Here is a 16,296-nt window from a genome sequence, read left to right on the forward strand (position 1 = left end):
CCGTACGGACGTGCAGAGGCTGCGAGTCGTTCTGTGCACGTTTCGTGCACGTTCCTAACGGGCCTTGAGGGTGAAGGTCGTGGTGAGGACCCGGCCCTGGGCGTCGCGGAACTGGGCCCACAGGCGATACAGGCCGGGGCTGGGGAACCGGGCGTGCAGGCCGAGTTCTGGCCCGAAGGTCTGGCCCGGCAGGGCGAAGACGGGGCGGCCCTGGTCGTCCTCGGCCTCCGCGTGCTCGTGGGCGAATCCCTTGCCGTCGAGCGGCATGATCACGACGTGCCCGGCGGCGGCCAGGTAGGGGCGCAGACCGGAGACGGGCCTGCCGGTCGCGGCATCGGCGAAGCGGAAGGTGAGGTCGCTCCTGCCGCCGGCCTCGGCCTCGCCGGTGAGGGTGACCCGGAGGCCGCCCACGACCTGCTCTCGGGGAGACGGCGACGTCTTTTCCGAGCTGGTGAAACCATCTGGGCGGCCGATCGTGATCTCCTGGTGGTCGAGGACGTCGGTCATCTCCCCGCGTCGCCGGAACTCGGCGTTGACGAGGTAACGGCCGGCGGTGGGGAAGGTCAGCCGGACGGAGAACTCGCCGGGCCGGCCGGTGGGCTCGGGGTGGACGTGGGCGAAGGTGCCCAGGTCCGCTCGGGTGGCGATGAAGTGCATCCACGCCTCGTGGCTGCGTACGACGTCGTCGACGGGACGGCCGGTCGAGGGGTCGGTCAGGCGGACGCGCACGGTGGCGGGCACGCCGGGGGCGACGTCATGGGGGACCTGGACGTCCATCCGGACGCCCGCGTCCTCGGCGGGCACGGGTTCGGTTTCGGCGGTCATCATCACGCTCATGGCCGGACGCATCGGCATGCCGGTGTTCTCCACCCAGGCGAGCACGCCGTTCATCCCGCGCTGCGCCGCCTCCGTACGGCTGAGCGCGGTGAACCCGGCGCCCACGGTCACCGCGAGGCAGGCGATGCCCGCGAGATAGCCCCAGTCGGCGAGTCGGGACACTCCGGAGCCGGGCCGGAACCGGCGCAGGCGCAGCGCGTTGGTGACGACGCTGACCGAGCTCATCGCCATCGCGGCGGCGGCGAGTGAGGGGTCGAGGAGCACGCCGTTGAAGGGGTACAGCACGCCGGCGGCGACCGGGATCAACAGCACGTTGTACGCGAACGCCCAGGCGAGTCCCTGCTTGATCGTCCTCACGGTACGCCTGGACAGGTCGATGGCCGAGACGATGCCGCGCAGGTCGCCGCCGACGAGAGTGATGTCGGAGGCCGCGATGGCGACGTCGGTCCCGGTGCCGATGGCGACGCCGAGGTCGGCCGTCGCCAGCGCCGGGGCGTCGTTGATCCCGTCGCCGACCATGGCGACGACCGCGCCGCTCTCGCGCAGGGCGGCCACGCGGGCCGCCTTGTCCTCGGGCCGTATGTCGGCGATGACGTGGTCGATGCCGACCTGCCGGGCGACGACATCGGCGGTGGCCTGGTTGTCGCCGGTCAGCATCCACACCTCCAGACCGAGCGCGCGCAGCCGATCGACGGCCTCGCGGGACTCGGGCCGGATCGTGTCGGCCACGCCGATCAGTCCGGCGAGGCGGCCGTCGAGGGCGACGTACACGGGGGTCGCTCCTTCGGCCGCGGCCTCGGCGGCCACCTGCTCCAGCTCGCCGACGCCTACGTCATGGCGGCGCATGAGTGCGGCGTTTCCGATGAGCACGGCCCTGCCGCCGGCCCGGGCCTCCACGCCGTGGCCGGGCAGGGCCTCGAATCGCTCCACCTCGGGCAGGCGGAGCTCGCGGTCCCAGGCGTGCGTGACGATCGCCTCGCCGAGGGGGTGTTCCGAGCCCGTCTCGGCCGCGGCGGCGTACGTGAGAAGCTCGTCGGCGTCTCCGCCCGCGACGGTGACGAGGCGGGTCACGTCGGGACGGCCCCGGGTGATCGTGCCGGTCTTGTCCAGGACGACCGTGGTGAGGCGGCGGGCCTGTTCGAGCGCGTCGCCGCCGGAGATCAGGATGCCCAGCTCGGCGGCCTTCCCGGTGCCCACCATGATCGCTGTGGGGGTGGCGAGGCCGAGCGCGCACGGGCAGGCGATGATCAGTACGGCGATGGCGGTGCCGATGCCCAGGGTGAGCCGTCCCTGGTCGGGGCCGAAGACCGCCCAGACGGCGAACGTGAGTGCCGCGATGCCGATGACGGCGGGCACGAACCACCCGGACACCAGGTCGGCCAGGCGCTGCAGGGGCGCCTTCGATCCCTGCGCCCGCTCGACCAGCCGGACGATCTGCGCGAGCGTCGTGTCCTGCCCGACGGCGGTGGCCCGCATCACCACAGAACCGGTCCGGTTGATCGTGGAACCGATCAGCGGGTCGCCCTCGCCCCTGCGCACCGGCATGCTCTCACCGGTGATCATGCTTTCGTCCACGGTGGAGACGCCGGCGGTCACGACGCCGTCCACGGGGATCTTCTCGCCCGGGCGCACCCGGACGAGGTCGCCGACGGCGACCGTCTCGACCGGGACCTCGACCTCGGTGTCCCCGCGCAGCACACGGGCCGTCTTGGGCCGCAGCCCGAGCAGCTCCCTGATGGCGGAGGTGGTCCGCTTCTTGGCTCTCGCCTCCATCCACCGCCCCATGAGGACGAGCGCGATGACGACGACGGAGATCTCGAAGTACACGTGCAGCGGCAGCCCCAGCCGCTCGGCCGCGGCCGGCCACAGGGTGACGAACGCGCTGTAGCCGTACGCCACCGTGGTGCCCATGGCGACGAGCGTGTGCATGTTGACCGAGCCGTGCCGGGCCGCGGCCCAGGCGGCGCGGTAGAAGGGCCGGCCCGCCCAGAACTGCGCGACCGTCGCGACGACCAGCAGCAGCGGCATCAGCCAGTCCATCGCGTCGATGGGCAGCGGCAGGTACATCAGCACCATCATCGACAGCCCGGCCGCGAGGGTGACCTGCCAGGTACGCTTCAGCCGGGCGACCTCCCGGTCCTGCTCCGGCTCTGGTTCCGGCCCGGGTTCGGGTTCGGGCTTCGGTGTGGGAACCTCCGCGGTGTACCCGGCCCGTACGACCGACTCGGCGAGCGTCTCGACGGTGACGCGGGCGGGGTCGTAGGTGACGGTGGCGACCTCCGTGGCGAGGTTCACCTCTGCCGCCGCCACGCCGTCCACCCGGGTGAGGGCCTTTTCCACCCTGCGTACGCAGGACGCGCAGGTCATGCCGCCGATGTCCAGCGTGCACATGCTCGTCACGACCGTCATCGCTCCACCTCCTGATCGAAGAGCTTCGAGGCGACGGTCGCGCGCGGCGCTTTCCCCTCGCTGCCCATCCCCTGTCGACGTGACGAGACCTGACGACAGGGACCGGACAGCGGCGCACGGCACGGTGATTCCACCTCTGAACGTGAAGGAGTCACGATGAACCAACTCGTGCTGTCCGTGCCCGCCATCAGCTGCGGCCACTGCGTCAAGGCGATCGCCGAGTCCGTCGGCGAGGTGCCCGGCGTCGGCTCGGTGGCCGTCGACTTCACCGCCAAGACCGTGGTGGTCACCGGCGCGGCCGATCCCACCGCCGTGCGTGCGGCCATCGCCGAGGCCGGCTACGAGGCCACCGAATGAGCACGGCCGATTACGACACTCTGATCATCGGAGGCGGCCAGGCCGGGCTGGCGCTGGGATACCACCTGCGCCGCGCCGGTCTGCGGTTCGCCATCCTCGACGCGCACCGGCGGGTGGGAGACGCGTGGCGCCATCGGTGGGACTCGCTCACGTTGTTCACGCCGCGCCGGTACGACGGGCTGCCCGGCCTGCCGTTCCCCGGAGACCCGGACGGCCATCCGGGCAAGGACGAGGTCGCCGACTACCTGGAGGCGTACGCGGAGCGGTTCGCCCTTCCGGTGCGCCTCGGCTGCGAGGTCACGGCCGTACGGCCGGAAGGGGGAAGGTTCCTGGTCGAGACCTCGGCCGCCGCGTACCCGGCGACCTACACGGCGGCGCGGGTCGTGGTCGCGGCGGGGGCGTTCCACACGCCGTGGACGCCCGCCTTCGCGTCCGGCCTGGACCCGCACGTCACCCAGCTGCACAGCAGCCGGTATCGCCGGCCCGAGCAGCTGCCCATGGGCGAGATCCTGGTCGTCGGCGCGGGCAACACCGGCGTGCAGATCGCCGAGGAGCTGGCCGGCACCGGGCGGCGCGTCCGGCTGTCGGTGTCGTCGATGGGCCGCGCGCTGCCCCAGCGGGTGCTGGGCCGTGACCTGTTCTGGTGGTTCTCCCACCTGGGCTTCATGGAGATCCGCGGCGACAGCCGGGTCGGGCGCCGGGTCAAAAGCCGCGAGCTGATCATCGGGATCGACGTGAAGCGGCTGCTGCGGCGGGTGGAGCGGGTGGACCGCGCCGTGGACGCCGAAGGGCGGGAGGTCGTCCTCGCGGACGGCCGTCGCGTGCGCCCCGACGGCGTCGTGTGGGCGACCGGTTTCCGCCCGCACCACCCCTGGCTGCACGTGCCGGTGTTCGACGAGCAGGGGGCGCCGGTGCACCGCGAGGGCGTCACGGCCTGGCCGGGGCTGTACTTCCTCGGTCTGCCCTGGCAGCGCGCCCGCGGCTCGTCCGTGCTGGGGTGGGTGGGCCGGGATGCCCACACCCTGGCTGACCGGCTCGTCACCACCGCGATCAATCCCGGCAAAACGCTCATCGCCCCTTAATATTGGGCAGTCCCGGCAGAGCCTGGGGTGACGAGGAGTGACATGCCGAACACGGCCGTGACGTTCGCGGTTCTCGGGCCGACCGAGGTGCGGGGACCCGGCGGCTGCGCGGCGGCGCTGCCGCCGTCCGTGCGGGCCCTGCTGGCCCGGCTGGCCCTGTCGTGCGGGCGTGTGGTGCCGGTGGACGGCCTGACGGACGCGCTGTGGGGCGACGAGGGCGACGACGACCTGCCGGCCGACGCGGTGAACGCCCTGCAGATCCGGGTGTCCAAATTGCGCCGCGCCCTCGCCGCGGCCGGGCTCGGCGCGGACGTCCTGGTCACGCAGGCCCCGGGATACCGGCTGGCCGTGCCCCCGGACGCCGTCGACGCGCACGTGTTCGAGCGGCTGCTCGTACGCGCGCGGGAGGAGACGGCCGCAGGGAACGCGACCGCCGCCCTGGGCTGCCTGGACGAGGCGTTGCGGCTGTGGCGGGGGCCCGCGCTGGCCGACGTCGGCCGGACGACGTGGGCGATTACGGAGAGCGCCCGGCTGGAGGAGCTGCGGCTGGGCGCGGTCGAGGACCGGTTCGAGCTGCTGCTGGAGTCCGGCGGGCACAACGAGGCGGTCGCCGACATCGAACGGCTGGTGGCGCGCCACCCGCTGCGGGAGCGGCTGCACCGCCTGCTGATGCTCGCGCTGTATCGCGGCGGGCGGCAGGCGGAGGCGCTGGCCGCCTACCAGGCGCTGCGCCGCGGGCTCGCCGACGAGCTCGGCATCGACCCGTCGCCGGAGCTCCAGGCGCTCGCCGAGGCCATCCTCCGCCAGCAGGTCCCGTCCCCTCCGAGCGAGGAGCCGCAGCCGCACCGGCTGCCACGACGCCTGACGTCGGTGATCGGCCGCCAGGACGACGTGGCGGCGGCGCTGGAGCGGCTAACGGAGGCACGGGTGGTGACGCTGACCGGCCCGGGCGGCATGGGCAAGACGACGCTCGCGCTCGAGATCGCCCGCAGGGTGGGCGAGATGCCGGACGAGATGCCGGCCGACCGCGTGCTGCTCGTCCGCCTGGCCGCCCTGGAGCCCGGGACGGACGTCGCCGACGCCTTCGCCGCCGAACTGGGCGTGCCGCCGCAGGGCGCCGCGGCGGCCTACACAGCGGCCGACGCCGTCGAGGAGCACCTGCGCGACGGACGCACGCTGCTCGTGGTCGACAACTGCGAGCATCTGGTGGACGACGTGGCCGCCCTCGTGGAGCGGCTGGCCGCGGCCTGCCCGCGGCTGCGCGTGCTGGCCACCAGCAGGGAGGCGCTCGCGATCCCCGGCGAGGTGCAGGTCGCGGTCGGCCCGCTGAGCGTCACGCACAACGACGGGCCCGCCGTGCGGCTCTTCGCGGAGCGGGCCCGTGCCGTACGGCCCTCGTTCACGCTCGACGAAGAGACGGCCCCCGTGGTGGCGTCCATCTGCCGCCGGCTCGACGGCATGCCGCTCGCCATCGAGCTGGCCGCCGCCCGGGTGAAGGCGCTGTCACCGGCCGACATCGAGGCCCGGCTGGCGGACCGGTTCTCGCTGCTGACGGCGGGACCCCGCACCGGCGAGGCACGTCACCGCACGCTGCGCGCCACCCTCGACTGGAGCCACGACCTGCTGTCGGAGGCCGAGCGGCGGCTGCTGCGCCGCCTCGCGGTGTTCCGCGGCGGCTGGACCCCGGCCGCCGCAGAGGAGGTGTGCGCCTTCGGCGGCGCCGGCAGGGGAGAGGTGCTCGACCTGCTGTTCCGGCTGGTCGACCGGTCGCTCGTGGTGCCGGAACCGGCCACCGGGCGGTTCCGGCTGCTCGTCACCGTACGCGACTACGCGTGGGCCAGGCTGGAGGAGGCAGGGGAGGTCGCCGAGTGCCGCGACCGCCACCTCGCCTACTGCGTGCGCCTCGCCGAGGAGTACGGCATGCGCGTCCGCGATCTCGCCGTTTTCACCCGGCTCTACGACGAGCACGACAACTTCCGCGCCGCCGTGGACCACGCCCTCGAGAGCGGCGACGTCGAGAGCGGCTTCCGGCTGGCCTGCGCGCTCGTGATGTTCTGGAACTACGGCGTGCGCTATGAGGGCACCCGGGCGCTGACCGCGCTGCTGGAGACCGGCGGCGGGTCCGCCGCCGCACGGGCCCGCGCGCGGCAGGGCATCGGGCTCCTGCACGTCTACTATCCGACCCCGCGCTCGGTCACCGCCACCGAGGAGAGCCTCGCGGTCTTCGAGGAGATCGGCGACGTACGCAACGCCGCGATCTCGCGGCTCGTGATGGCCTGGGCCGGCCAGTACGGCGGGGACCCCGGGCACTACCGCGCCCTGATCGAGCGGAGCCGGCGTGAGCTGGGCGACTCCGACGACGGCTGGTGGCTGGGCATGACGGAATACCTGGAGGCGCTGCTTGCCCTGCGCGTGGGCGACTTCGAGGACGCGGTCGTCCGATGGCGGCGCAGTCTCGACCTCGCCAGGGCCGTCGGCGACCGCATCATCGGCAGCGCGATCCTCGCGCATCTCGGCATCGCCCTGCGCGAGTCAGGGCGGCGGGAGGAGGCCCTGGCCGTCCTGCGGGAGGCCGTGGACGAGGTGCGCGGCCGCAACTCCCTCCACGGGCTGACCTTCGCCCTCGTGCACACGGCCCACACCCGGCTGGACGTGGACGGGGGCGACGACGTCGCGGCGCTGCTCGCCGAGGCGGACGACGTCGCACGACGGGCACGCAATCCCCGCTGCCAGGCGTGGGCGGCGTGGGGGCGGGCGCGCATGGCCCGGGTGCGCGGGGACGCCGGCTCCGCCGTCCGCGAGTGCCGCGACGCGCTGGCGCTGCTGAAGGAGGGCGAGTTCCCCTGGGCCAGGGCCCGCCTGTGGTCGTTCCTGGCCGGCTGCGCGGAGGAGGCGGGCCTGCCCGACGAGGCCGCGCACGCCCGCGAGACGGCCGCCGCGCTCACGGGCTGACACTCACGGGCCGGCGCTCAGATGCCGGGCGGCTCGCCGCGCCGGTGCTCGCACCGGTCGCCCGCGAATCCCGCAGCCGCCAGCGTCGCCCGCAGTTCGGCGTCCAGCTTCCCCGCGTCCACTCCGCCGCGTACGCGCAGCAGACCCCGGGTGGCGTCGACCTCGAACGCGGTGACACCGGGAACGTCGCGCACGTGCCTGCTCAGCAGGCGCACGCACCTGCGGCACAACAGGGCCGGCACGCACACGGTCAGCCACTCGGTCGTCTCCTGACGGCTCTGGTCTGGCATGCCGTCCAGCGTCCCGCCCCGCTCTGGCGGCCCGCTGTCCGTCCGCTGTCCGGCACCGCCCGAGGGCCGGCAAGACCGCGACCAGCCCGCCGACAGTCCTGGCCGCGATGCTCGCCCCATGACCGTCACTGAGACCACCTCTGAGACCACCACTGGGACACCCCTGCGTACCGACGTCGCCGCGCTGGCCCGCGACGTCGTGAAGATCTACGGCCGCGGCGACACCGCCGTCCGGGCCCTCGACGGCGCGACCCTGTCGATCCCCGCCGGGCGGTTCACCGCCGTGATGGGGCCCTCGGGGTCCGGCAAGTCCACCCTGATGCACGTCCTGGCCGGGCTCGACACGGTGGACGAGGGGCAGGTGCTCATCGGGGACACCGACCTCGGCCGGCTCGGCGAGCGGCAGCGCACGCTGCTGCGCCGCGAGCACGTGGGCTTCGTCTTCCAGAACTTCAACCTGGTCCCCACGCTGACCGCCGCGGAGAACATCGCGCTGCCGCTGACCCTCGCCGGGCGGCGGGCCGACCAGGCATGGATCGACGAGATCGTCGCGATGCTCGGGCTGGGCGACCGGCTGCGGCACCGTCCCGCCGAGCTGTCCGGCGGGCAGCAGCAGCGGGTCGCCGTGGCCCGGGCGCTGGCCGCCCGGCCGCGGATCGTCTTCGCCGACGAGCCGACCGGCAACCTCGACTCCCGGGCGGGGGAGGCGCTGCTCGGCTTCCTCCGCCACGCCGCCCGTGAGCTGGGCCAGACCATCGTCATGGTCACCCACGACGTGAACGCAGCGGCGTACGCCGACCAGGTGGTCCATTTCGCCGACGGCCGCGTGGCCGGCATCACGAGCAACGAGGAGAAGTGACCGCGATGTGGCACCTGATCGTCCGCAACACCGTCGCCCGCCGGGGCAGGCTGGCGCTGACCCTGCTCGCCGTCCTGCTCGGCGTCACCTTCGTCACCGGCAGCCTCGTGCTCACCGACACCTCCCAGCGGCTGCTCGACGACCAGTTCCGTACGGCCACCGCGGGGGTCGACCTGACCGTCCGCGACGCAGCCGCGTTCGACTCGGCGATGGGCGTGGAGGTCGAGCGCGACCCGCTGCCCCCCGAGGTCGTGGGCCGCGTCCGCGCGATGCCGGGCGTGGCCGCCGCCACCCCCGTCGTACGGGGCCAGGGGCTGCTCGGCGTCGCCGGGAAGACCATCGTCCCGGAGGGTCCGTCGCTGCTGCTGTCCTGGGAGCCCGCGCCGGTCGGCGCGTTCACCCTGCGCGCCGGGCGTGCCCCGGCCGCCGAGGGCGAGGTCGTGGTCGACGCCGCGACCGCCCGCCGGCACCGCATCGGCCTCGGCACCGAGGTCACCGTACGGGCCGAGCGCACGGAACGGCTCCGCGTGGTGGGGCTGGCCGGGTTCGGGCCGGCGGAGGGGCTGCCCGGCACGACGGTCGCCCTGGTCGCCCTGCCCGCCGCGCAGCGGCTGCTCGCGCTGGACGGGAGCGCCTCGGAGGTCGCCGTCGTCGCGGCGGACGGCGCGGACGCCCAGCGGCTGCGCGCCGCGGTGTCGGCCGCGCTCGGGTCCGGCTATGAGGTCTCCTCCAGCCGGGACGTCGCCGCCTCCAGCGCGGCGGCGGCCAAGACGCAGATCTCCTACCTGCAGGTGATGCTGTACGCCCTGGCGGCGGCGGCCCTGCTCGTCGGCGCGTTCCTCATCGCCAACACCTTCTCGATCGTCGTCACCCAGCGCACGCGCGAGCTGGCCGTCCTGCGGGCGGCCGGGGCCACCGGCGGACAGGTCATGCGCTCGGTGCTCGGCGAGGCCCTGCTGGTGGGGCTGGCCGCATCCGCGGCGGGCGCCGGCCTCGGCGTCGCCTGCGCGGCGGGGCTGCGCGACCTCGCCGGGGCCTTCGGGATGACGCTGCCCGACGGCGGGCTCGTCGTCATGCCCCGGACCATGCTCGTCGCGTTCGCGGTCGGCGTCGGCGTCACGGTCCTGTCGGCGCTCGGGCCGGCCCGCCGCGCCGCCTCGGTGGCGCCGGTCGAGGCGATGCGGCGCGCGACGGCCGACGGGGTCTCCGGGCGGGGCACAGGGCGGGCCGGCTGGGGCCGCACCGTCGTCGGGGCGGTTCTCACCGCGCTCGGCGTGGCCGGGCTGTCGATCGTCCTGGCCGGGCCGGGCTCGGTCGTCGTGCTCGGCGAGGCGGCGGTGAGCACCGTCGTGGGGCTGGCCCTGCTCGGGCCGGCGGTCACCCCGGGCGCGGTACGGCTGCTCGGGCGGCCGCTCGGCGCGGCCGGCGTTCCCGGACGGCTGGCGCGCGAGTCGGCGGCGCTGGCGCCCCGGCGCACCTCCGCGACCGCCCTGGCGCTGGCCTTCGGCCTCGCGCTCATCAGCTTCACGACCGTGCTGGGAACCTCGATCAAGGAGTCCACCGCGCGGTCGTACACCGAGGTGATCACCGCCGACTACGTGGTGGAGAGCGCCCGCAACGAGATGCTGGGCGGGCTGCCCGCGCACGCCTATCACCACGTCAGCGAGTTGCCGCAGGTCGCCGTGGCCTCCCGGCTGCGCTACGGCCACTGGAAGGACGGCCAGTCGACCGAGGCGCTCACCGCGGTCGACCCGGCCACGCTGCCCCGCGTCACCTCGCTCCACATGGTCGCTGGACGCCTGGACGCCGTCGCGGACGGCGGGGTCGTCCTGGCCGCGAACGTCGCAGAAGAGCGGCACCTCAAGATCGGCGACACCCTGGCGATGACGTTCTCCCGCACCGGGACCCGGCGCCTCCCGGTGGTCGGCCTGCTGCGCGACCGGGACGCCCAGGCGCTGTCGACCGGCTACGTGATCTCGCTGGACACCTTCGAGCGGAACTACCGGGAGCACGTCGACGCGAGCGTCTTCGTCAAGGCCGCCGACGGAGTGAGCGACGCGGACGCGAGGAAGGCCATCGAACGGGCCCTCGCCGACGCCCCGACCGCGCAGGTGCGCGACCAGGCGGCGGCCGTCGCGGGGCGGAACGCGATGATCGACCAGGTCCTGGGGCTGGTGACCGCGCTGCTGATGCTCACCGTCCTGATCGCGTTGATGGGCATCACCAACACGCTCGCCCTGTCCATCATCGAGCGGACCCGTGAGCTCGGGCTGCTGCGGGCGGTCGGCATGACCGACGCACAGATGCGCTGGATGATCCGTGGTGAGGCGGTCCTCGTCGCGGCACTGGCGATCGTCGCCGGGGTCGGCCTGGGCGTCGCCTTCGCCTCGGGCACGGTCACCGCGCTGGGCCGCACCACCGAGGCCACGCTCACGCTGCCGGTCGGTCCGCTCCTGCTCGTCGTCGCCGTGGCCGCCGTCACCGGGCTGCTGGCCGGGCTGCTGCCTGCTCGCCGCGCGGCCAGGCTCGACGTGCTCACCGCCATCGCCACGTCCTGAGGGCCTCGCGCGCAAAGAAGGGATCAGCAACCGCACAGCACATCGCACCTCGGGAGAAGAGAGGCATAGCGAGGGGTATGAGCCGGATGCGTCGCTTGTGTACCAAAGCAAAGGCAGGTGTGGATCGGATGGGCGACAACAGGGCAGAAAGATCCCGCGTCGTGGCGATGTCCGCCCGGCGTCTGGCCGTCGCCGCGCTCCTCATCGTGATGCCGAGCGTCACGGCGGCGCCGCGGGCACTGGCGGCGCCGGTCCCGGCCGCCGGCCACGGCCCGCACGGCCAGGGTGGGCACGGCCAGGGTGGGCACGGCGCGCATGGCCACGGCGGCCAGGGCGGCCAGGGCGGCCAGGGCGGTCAGGGCGGTCAGGGCAAGAAGGGCAAGGGGAAGAAGGGCAAGGGCCACGGTCACGGCGGAGCCCGCATCGGCGCTCGTCTCGCTGGTTTCGGGGGTGGCCTCGACGGTGGTTTCGGTGACGGCGGAGGCTTCGGTCACGGCGGGGGCGGCACGCAGCACACGGGCGGCATGAACACCGCCAACGCGCCCACGATCAGCAGCCCGCCCTTCCAGCTCAACACGGGCAAGCGCAACGTGAACGCCCCCGCGGGCAACAGCGCCGTCGATTTCGCCGGCGTCCAGCAGGTGTCGAGCGTCAGCGTCTTCACCGACTCCCTCAGCGGCAACTGCAGAGGCGGGATCAAGAACTGCTCGATCAACCAGACTCTGCGTGGGCACTGACAGACCTGACACGAGACGGGCGTCTCCCTCACGGAAGACGCCCGTTTTTCAGTGGTGCCGGGGGATCAGAGCTCGCCGCTCTCGATCGCCTGCTTGAGGGCCGTCTGCAACTGCTGGTGCGAGGCGGTGCCGTTCGCGGCGACGAAGTCGATCAGCGAGGAGTCCGCCTCGAAGGTGAGGTTTTCCGTGACGCGGGTCTTCCCGTCGGGCAGCGGCTTGAAGTCGATCCTCTGGTGCGTGACCACGTTGGGCTGCGACCAGCTGTCGGTCTCGTAGTAGAACCCGTCCGCGTGGAGGCGCTGCTGCGCGTGGGTCTTGCTGACCACGATCGTGCCCTCGTACGGGATCTCCTCGATCGCCGTGAGGTTGCGGTAGAGCGCGGGGGGCGTCGGCCACTCCTTGTGTGTGACGACCCGCTTCAGGAACGGGTTCCTCCCGATGTGGTTGTTGAAGTCGGAGTACTTGTAGAAGGTCTGCGGCATCGGCGCGTCGATGTCGACGGAGATGCTGTTCGTGACCCGGCTGCGGCCCGAGCCGGGCGCGGGCGGGGTGGTGTCGGTGAAGTGGTAGGTGTCCCAGGCGGTCTGCCACTCCTGGGCGATCTCGGCGTCGCTCTCGGTCGTGCCGGTGGTGTCGGCGTTCGCGGGAGCGGACAGGGCGGCGAGGAGGAAGGCGGCGGCGAACATCGGGGCCGCGGCCACTCGCAGGATCTTTCTCACATGTACCTCGAAAGGAGGAGAAATGGTACGAGTGATCTTCTATCGCAACCGCAACCCCTTACAGAAGAGGCCATACCGAATCGTTCACGTACCGGGGGCGGTGCCGAGGGCGACTGAGACTCAGACGTGGTCGGCGCAGCAGGGGGCGCCAGGTCGTCGGCGAGCCGCCGCCCGATCGGCGTGAGACGGACGACCCGGCTGGTGCGCTCGAAGTGCAGCTCCCCGGCCAGCGTCAGGAAGGTCTCGATCTCGATCGTAGTGTGATCGGGGCTTGGTGCCGGCCGCCGCGACGAGCATCGTTGGATCCATGAGCACAACGAACATGCGCGTCAAGGGCTTCGATCATCTGGTGCTGACCGTGGCGGACGTCGAGCGGTCGCTGGCGTTCTACTGCGACGTCCTCGGCCTTGAGCCGGTGCGGGTCGACGAGTGGCGGGCCGGAAAGGCGCCGTTCCCCTCGGTGCGGGTGTCGCCGGACACGATCATCGACCTGCTGCGCGGAGACCGCGGCGAGCCGAACGTCGACCACTTCTGTCTGGTCGTCGAGCCGCTGGACTGGCAGGAGGTCATCGACTCCGGCGCCTTCACCGTCATCGACGGACCCGGCCCCCGGTTCGGGGCGCGCGGCGTCGCCACCTCGGTCTACCTGAAGGACCCCGACGGCAACGTCATCGAACTGCGCTGGTATCCCCAAGACAGGGAGCAGGACAAGGGGGAATGAGGGTTCGGTCGTGATGGCGCGGCGCCGGGGCCCGGGCCGTCCGAACACGGTAGATCCGGGTGAGGACGGTCGGAAGAAGGGCTGATGCCGATGGCCGGGATGGACGGGGTGGACAAGCGGGCCGACCTGGTGCTGGAGGGCGGCGGCGTCAAGGGCGTCGGCCTGGTCGGCGCGTTGCACGAACTGCACGCCGCCGGATACCGGTTCGGGCGGCCCGCGGGCACCCGGGTCGCCGGGACCTCCGCGGGGGCGGTGGTGGGCGCCCTGGCCGCGGCCGGGATGCCGCCGGAGCGCATGCGCGAGCTCCTGTTCCACGTCGACTACCGCACGTTCAGGGACGCGTCCGCCGTGGAGCGCGTCCCGCTGGTCGGCAGGGGGTTCTCGCTGCTGTCCCTGCTGTTCGAACGGGGTGTGTTCGAGGGCGACCACCTGCGGGAGTGGCTGGGCAACGAGCTGGCCGACCTGGGTGTCGAGACGTTCGACGACCTGGCACTCGACGACCCGGCGCCCTGGATGGGCGAGGACCAGCGCTACAGCCTGGTGGTGACGGCCACGGACGTCACCCTGGGCCGGCTGGTGCGCCTGCCGTGGGACTACCGGAGTGTCTACGGCGTGGCGGAGCCGGGCAGGCAGCGGGTGGCCGACGCGGTCCGCGCCTCGATGTCGATCCCCTTCTTCTTCGAGCCCGTCACGATCGCCGATCCCGGCACCGGGCTGGTGTCGACCCTGGTGGACGGCGGAGTGCTGTCCAACTTCCCCATCGACACGCTCGACCGGCAGGACGGGCGGCAGCCGCGCTGGCCCACGTTCGGGGTCAAGCTGCTCCCCGCGTTCCGGGAGGACACGCTCAGGCTGCCGCTCGTCGGGGCTCCCCACCTGCCCGCCCTGCGGCTGCTGACGTCCCTCGTCGGGACCGCGATCGTCGGCCACGACCAGACGTACCTCGACCAGCCCTGGGTCAGGGCCCGCACCATCCAGGTCGACACCGAGGGCGTGGGGGTGGTCGACTTCGACCTCGACGAGCGGCAGAAGCTCGACCTCTACCTCAACGGCCGGACGGCTGCGGCGGCCTTCCTGTCCACCTGGGACTGGGACGACTACCGCGCCCGCTACCGTCCCCCCGCGAAAACCGGTGGCAGGGCCGAGACGGCCGGGAGTCTACTTGGCCCATGATCGTGATCTCAGCCGCCTCCGGCGCGCTCGGCCGCCTCGTCATCGAGCACCTACGCACCCGTACGGAGGTGGTGGCCGCGGTGCGCGACCCCGGCCGCGCGCCCGAGGGCGTTCCGGCACGCCGCGGTGACTACGACGACCCGGCGAGTCTGCGCGAGGCGTTCGACGGGGCGACTCGGCTCCTCCTGATCTCCTCTCCGGAGCTCGACACCGCCCGCAGGATCGGGCAGCACCTCAACGCGGTGACCGCCGCCAAGGAGGCCGGCGTCGGCGCGGTCGTCTTCACCAGCTTCCTGGGGGCCGGCACCGGCGCGACCGGCATGACGGAGGCCTATCACGCCACGGAGCAGGCCGTCATCCGCAGCGGCCTGCCGCACACGTTCCTGCGTCACCCCTTCTACAGCGACGCGTTCGTCCCGCGGGTCGTCGAGGGTGAGATCACCAGCAGCACCGGCGGGCGCGGCCTGAACACGGCGTTCCGGTCGGATCTCGCCGAGGCGGCGGCCAACGTGCTGACCGGTGAGGGGCATCTGGGCCGGGCGTACGACTTCACCGGGCCCCTGTGGAGCTATCCCGAGGTGGCCGAGGCGCTCGGCGTGCCCTACCGCGAGGTGCCCGACGCCGGGCCGGGCCCGATGAGCTGGATCAACGCGCAGGTCCGCGCGGGGATGCTGGAGCAGCGGACCGACGACCTCGAACGGGTGCTCGGCCGGCCCGCCGAGACGGTCGTCTCCCGCGCCCTGGGGCGGACCGGACCGAACGAATCGACTGTCTTGACAAATTAATTTTTCGGTAGCTACTGTGGGGACCACGACGGCGCCGGCAGACACAGACCGGCAGACACAGAGGAGAGCGCCATGCGCATCGTGGTCATCGAGTTCATGAGCCTGGACGGCGTGGTGCAGGCGCCGGGCGGTCCCGAGGAGGACACCGACGGCGGCTTCGCGCACGGCGGCTGGACGCACCCGTTCTTCGACCCGGAGACCGTCGGCGGCGCCTTCAACGACACCGTGGGCAAGGCCGAGGGACTGCTCTACGGCCGCCGCACCTGGCAGAACATGGCCGCGGCGTGGCCTGCGCGGGCCGGTGACCCGTTCGCGGACCGGATGAACGCGATGCCGAAATACGTGGTGTCCGAGACGCTGGGCGACGACGAACTGACCTGGAACACGACGCGAATCCCCGGCGACGCGGCCGTCGCCCGCATCGGCGAACTGCGGGATGCGGGCGACGGCGACCTGGTCGTGATGGGGAGCCCGAGCCTCGTGCGCACCCTCCTGCACGAGGGCCTGGTCGATGAGCTCCGGCTGATCGTCATGCCGGTGATCCTCGGCGGCGGGAAGACGATCTTCCCGAGCGACGGCCTGCGGCACAGGCTCGAACTCGTCTCCGCGACCACCGGCGGCACCGGCGTGCAGGTGTGCACCTACCGCCGGGCCGTCGAGTAGCGAGTCGCGCAGGCCGCGCCGCCGGGATCAGGGGGTGGTGAGGTCGAAGCGGTTGACGGTGACCGCGCCGCCCAGGGATTGGGTGGCGTAGTTGAAGATGGCGAAGCGGTAGCCCATGAAGAACTGCCAGGCGTTGCCCATGGTGAAGGCGGGC

13 protein-coding genes are annotated in these 16,296 nt (G+C 72.9%); 10 read left to right on the plus strand and 3 right to left on the minus strand.

What is annotated here, in order from left to right:
- Window positions 1-54: 54 nt before the first annotated feature.
- Window positions 55-3,246, minus strand: coding sequence for a cation-translocating P-type ATPase (locus FLW16_RS18485; RefSeq protein ID WP_142561332.1), 3,192 nt, complete (start codon window positions 3,244-3,246; stop codon window positions 55-57).
- Between the two features lie 156 nt (window positions 3,247-3,402).
- On the opposite strand from FLW16_RS18485, the gene FLW16_RS18490 reads away from it, so the two are divergent.
- From FLW16_RS18490 to FLW16_RS18500, 3 genes are read left to right on the plus strand one after another with little or no spacing between them, the layout of a single operon-like run.
- A complete protein-coding gene (locus FLW16_RS18490; protein ID WP_142561333.1) occupies window positions 3,403-3,603 on the plus strand; it encodes a heavy-metal-associated domain-containing protein in 201 nt (66 codons plus the stop codon).
- Entirely contained in the window at window positions 3,600-4,685 is a 1,086-nt protein-coding gene (locus tag FLW16_RS18495; protein ID WP_142561334.1) for an NAD(P)/FAD-dependent oxidoreductase, read from the plus strand. The genes FLW16_RS18490 and FLW16_RS18495 overlap by 4 nt, the downstream gene beginning before the upstream one ends.
- 42 nt (window positions 4,686-4,727) lie before the next feature.
- The gene (locus tag FLW16_RS18500) at window positions 4,728-7,637 is read left to right on the plus strand and encodes a BTAD domain-containing putative transcriptional regulator (protein ID WP_142561335.1); all 2,910 of its coding nucleotides are present in this window, start codon (window positions 4,728-4,730) and stop codon (window positions 7,635-7,637) included.
- Between the two features lie 17 nt (window positions 7,638-7,654).
- Here the strand turns inward: FLW16_RS18500 and FLW16_RS18505 are convergent, their stop codons facing one another.
- Complete coding sequence (locus tag FLW16_RS18505) at window positions 7,655-7,927, minus strand: heavy-metal-associated domain-containing protein (protein WP_185949484.1); 273 nt, start codon at window positions 7,925-7,927, stop codon at window positions 7,655-7,657.
- Window positions 7,928-8,045: 118 nt separating this feature from the next.
- Between FLW16_RS18505 and FLW16_RS18510 the strand changes: the two genes are divergently transcribed.
- The 3 genes from FLW16_RS18510 (at window position 8,046) to FLW16_RS43760 (ending at window position 12,081) form a co-directional block, all read left to right on the plus strand.
- Window positions 8,046-8,786 carry an ABC transporter ATP-binding protein gene (locus FLW16_RS18510; RefSeq protein ID WP_142561337.1) on the plus strand — a complete coding sequence of 247 codons (741 nt, stop codon included), beginning with the start codon at window positions 8,046-8,048 and terminating at the stop codon, window positions 8,784-8,786.
- 5 nt (window positions 8,787-8,791) lie between these two features.
- Entirely contained in the window at window positions 8,792-11,344 is a 2,553-nt protein-coding gene (locus FLW16_RS18515; protein WP_260615376.1) for an ABC transporter permease, read from the plus strand.
- Window positions 11,345-11,472: 128 nt separating this feature from the next.
- The gene (locus tag FLW16_RS43760; RefSeq protein ID WP_185949485.1) at window positions 11,473-12,081 is read left to right on the plus strand and encodes a hypothetical protein; all 609 of its coding nucleotides are present in this window, start codon (window positions 11,473-11,475) and stop codon (window positions 12,079-12,081) included.
- 65 nt (window positions 12,082-12,146) lie between these two features.
- Here FLW16_RS43760 and FLW16_RS18525 read toward each other — a convergent pair whose 3' ends face one another.
- The gene (locus FLW16_RS18525; RefSeq protein WP_142561340.1) at window positions 12,147-12,800 is read right to left on the minus strand and encodes an SRPBCC family protein; all 654 of its coding nucleotides are present in this window, start codon (window positions 12,798-12,800) and stop codon (window positions 12,147-12,149) included.
- A 307-nt stretch (window positions 12,801-13,107) separates the two neighbouring features.
- Here FLW16_RS18525 and FLW16_RS18535 point away from each other — a divergent pair, with 307 nt between their 5' ends.
- From FLW16_RS18535 to FLW16_RS18550, 4 genes are all read left to right on the plus strand, one after another.
- The gene (locus FLW16_RS18535) at window positions 13,108-13,521 is read left to right on the plus strand and encodes a VOC family protein (RefSeq protein WP_260615374.1); all 414 of its coding nucleotides are present in this window, start codon (window positions 13,108-13,110) and stop codon (window positions 13,519-13,521) included.
- Window positions 13,522-13,605: 84 nt separating this feature from the next.
- On the plus strand, window positions 13,606-14,694 hold the full coding sequence (locus FLW16_RS18540) for a patatin-like phospholipase family protein (protein ID WP_221891142.1): 1,089 nt from the start codon (window positions 13,606-13,608) through the stop codon (window positions 14,692-14,694).
- Window positions 14,691-15,479 (plus strand): NAD(P)H-binding protein, encoded by a 789-nt coding sequence (locus FLW16_RS18545; protein WP_185949486.1) that lies wholly within the window; start codon window positions 14,691-14,693, stop codon window positions 15,477-15,479. The genes FLW16_RS18540 and FLW16_RS18545 overlap by 4 nt, the downstream gene beginning before the upstream one ends.
- 72 nt (window positions 15,480-15,551) lie before the next feature.
- Window positions 15,552-16,142, plus strand: coding sequence for a dihydrofolate reductase family protein (locus tag FLW16_RS18550; protein ID WP_142561341.1), 591 nt, complete (start codon window positions 15,552-15,554; stop codon window positions 16,140-16,142).
- The last annotated feature ends 154 nt before the right edge of the window (window positions 16,143-16,296 follow it).

It is taken from the genome of Microbispora sp. KK1-11 (genome assembly GCF_006874435.1).
Taxonomy (GTDB): Bacteria; Actinomycetota; Actinomycetes; order Streptosporangiales; family Streptosporangiaceae; genus Microbispora; species Microbispora catharanthi.

Excerpts from the sequence above, each read along its gene's own strand:
- FLW16_RS18550 (WP_142561341.1), top strand. The coding sequence starts at position 15,552 with ATGCGCATCGTGGTCATCGAGTTCATGAGCCTGGACGGCGTGGTGCAG.
- FLW16_RS18510 (WP_142561337.1), top strand. The coding sequence starts at position 8,046 with ATGACCGTCACTGAGACCACCTCTGAGACCACCACTGGGACACCCCTG.
- FLW16_RS18495 (WP_142561334.1), top strand. The coding sequence starts at position 3,600 with ATGAGCACGGCCGATTACGACACTCTGATCATCGGAGGCGGCCAGGCC.
- FLW16_RS18535 (WP_260615374.1), top strand. The coding sequence starts at position 13,108 with ATGAGCACAACGAACATGCGCGTCAAGGGCTTCGATCATCTGGTGCTG.
- FLW16_RS18545 (WP_185949486.1), top strand. The coding sequence starts at position 14,691 with ATGATCGTGATCTCAGCCGCCTCCGGCGCGCTCGGCCGCCTCGTCATC.
- FLW16_RS18485 (WP_142561332.1), bottom strand. The coding sequence starts at position 3,246 with ATGACGGTCGTGACGAGCATGTGCACGCTGGACATCGGCGGCATGACC.
- FLW16_RS43760 (WP_185949485.1), top strand. The coding sequence starts at position 11,473 with ATGGGCGACAACAGGGCAGAAAGATCCCGCGTCGTGGCGATGTCCGCC.
- FLW16_RS18505 (WP_185949484.1), bottom strand. The coding sequence starts at position 7,927 with ATGCCAGACCAGAGCCGTCAGGAGACGACCGAGTGGCTGACCGTGTGC.
- FLW16_RS18540 (WP_221891142.1), top strand. The coding sequence starts at position 13,606 with ATGCCGATGGCCGGGATGGACGGGGTGGACAAGCGGGCCGACCTGGTG.
- FLW16_RS18515 (WP_260615376.1), top strand. The coding sequence starts at position 8,792 with ATGTGGCACCTGATCGTCCGCAACACCGTCGCCCGCCGGGGCAGGCTG.
- FLW16_RS18500 (WP_142561335.1), top strand. The coding sequence starts at position 4,728 with ATGCCGAACACGGCCGTGACGTTCGCGGTTCTCGGGCCGACCGAGGTG.
- FLW16_RS18490 (WP_142561333.1), top strand. The coding sequence starts at position 3,403 with ATGAACCAACTCGTGCTGTCCGTGCCCGCCATCAGCTGCGGCCACTGC.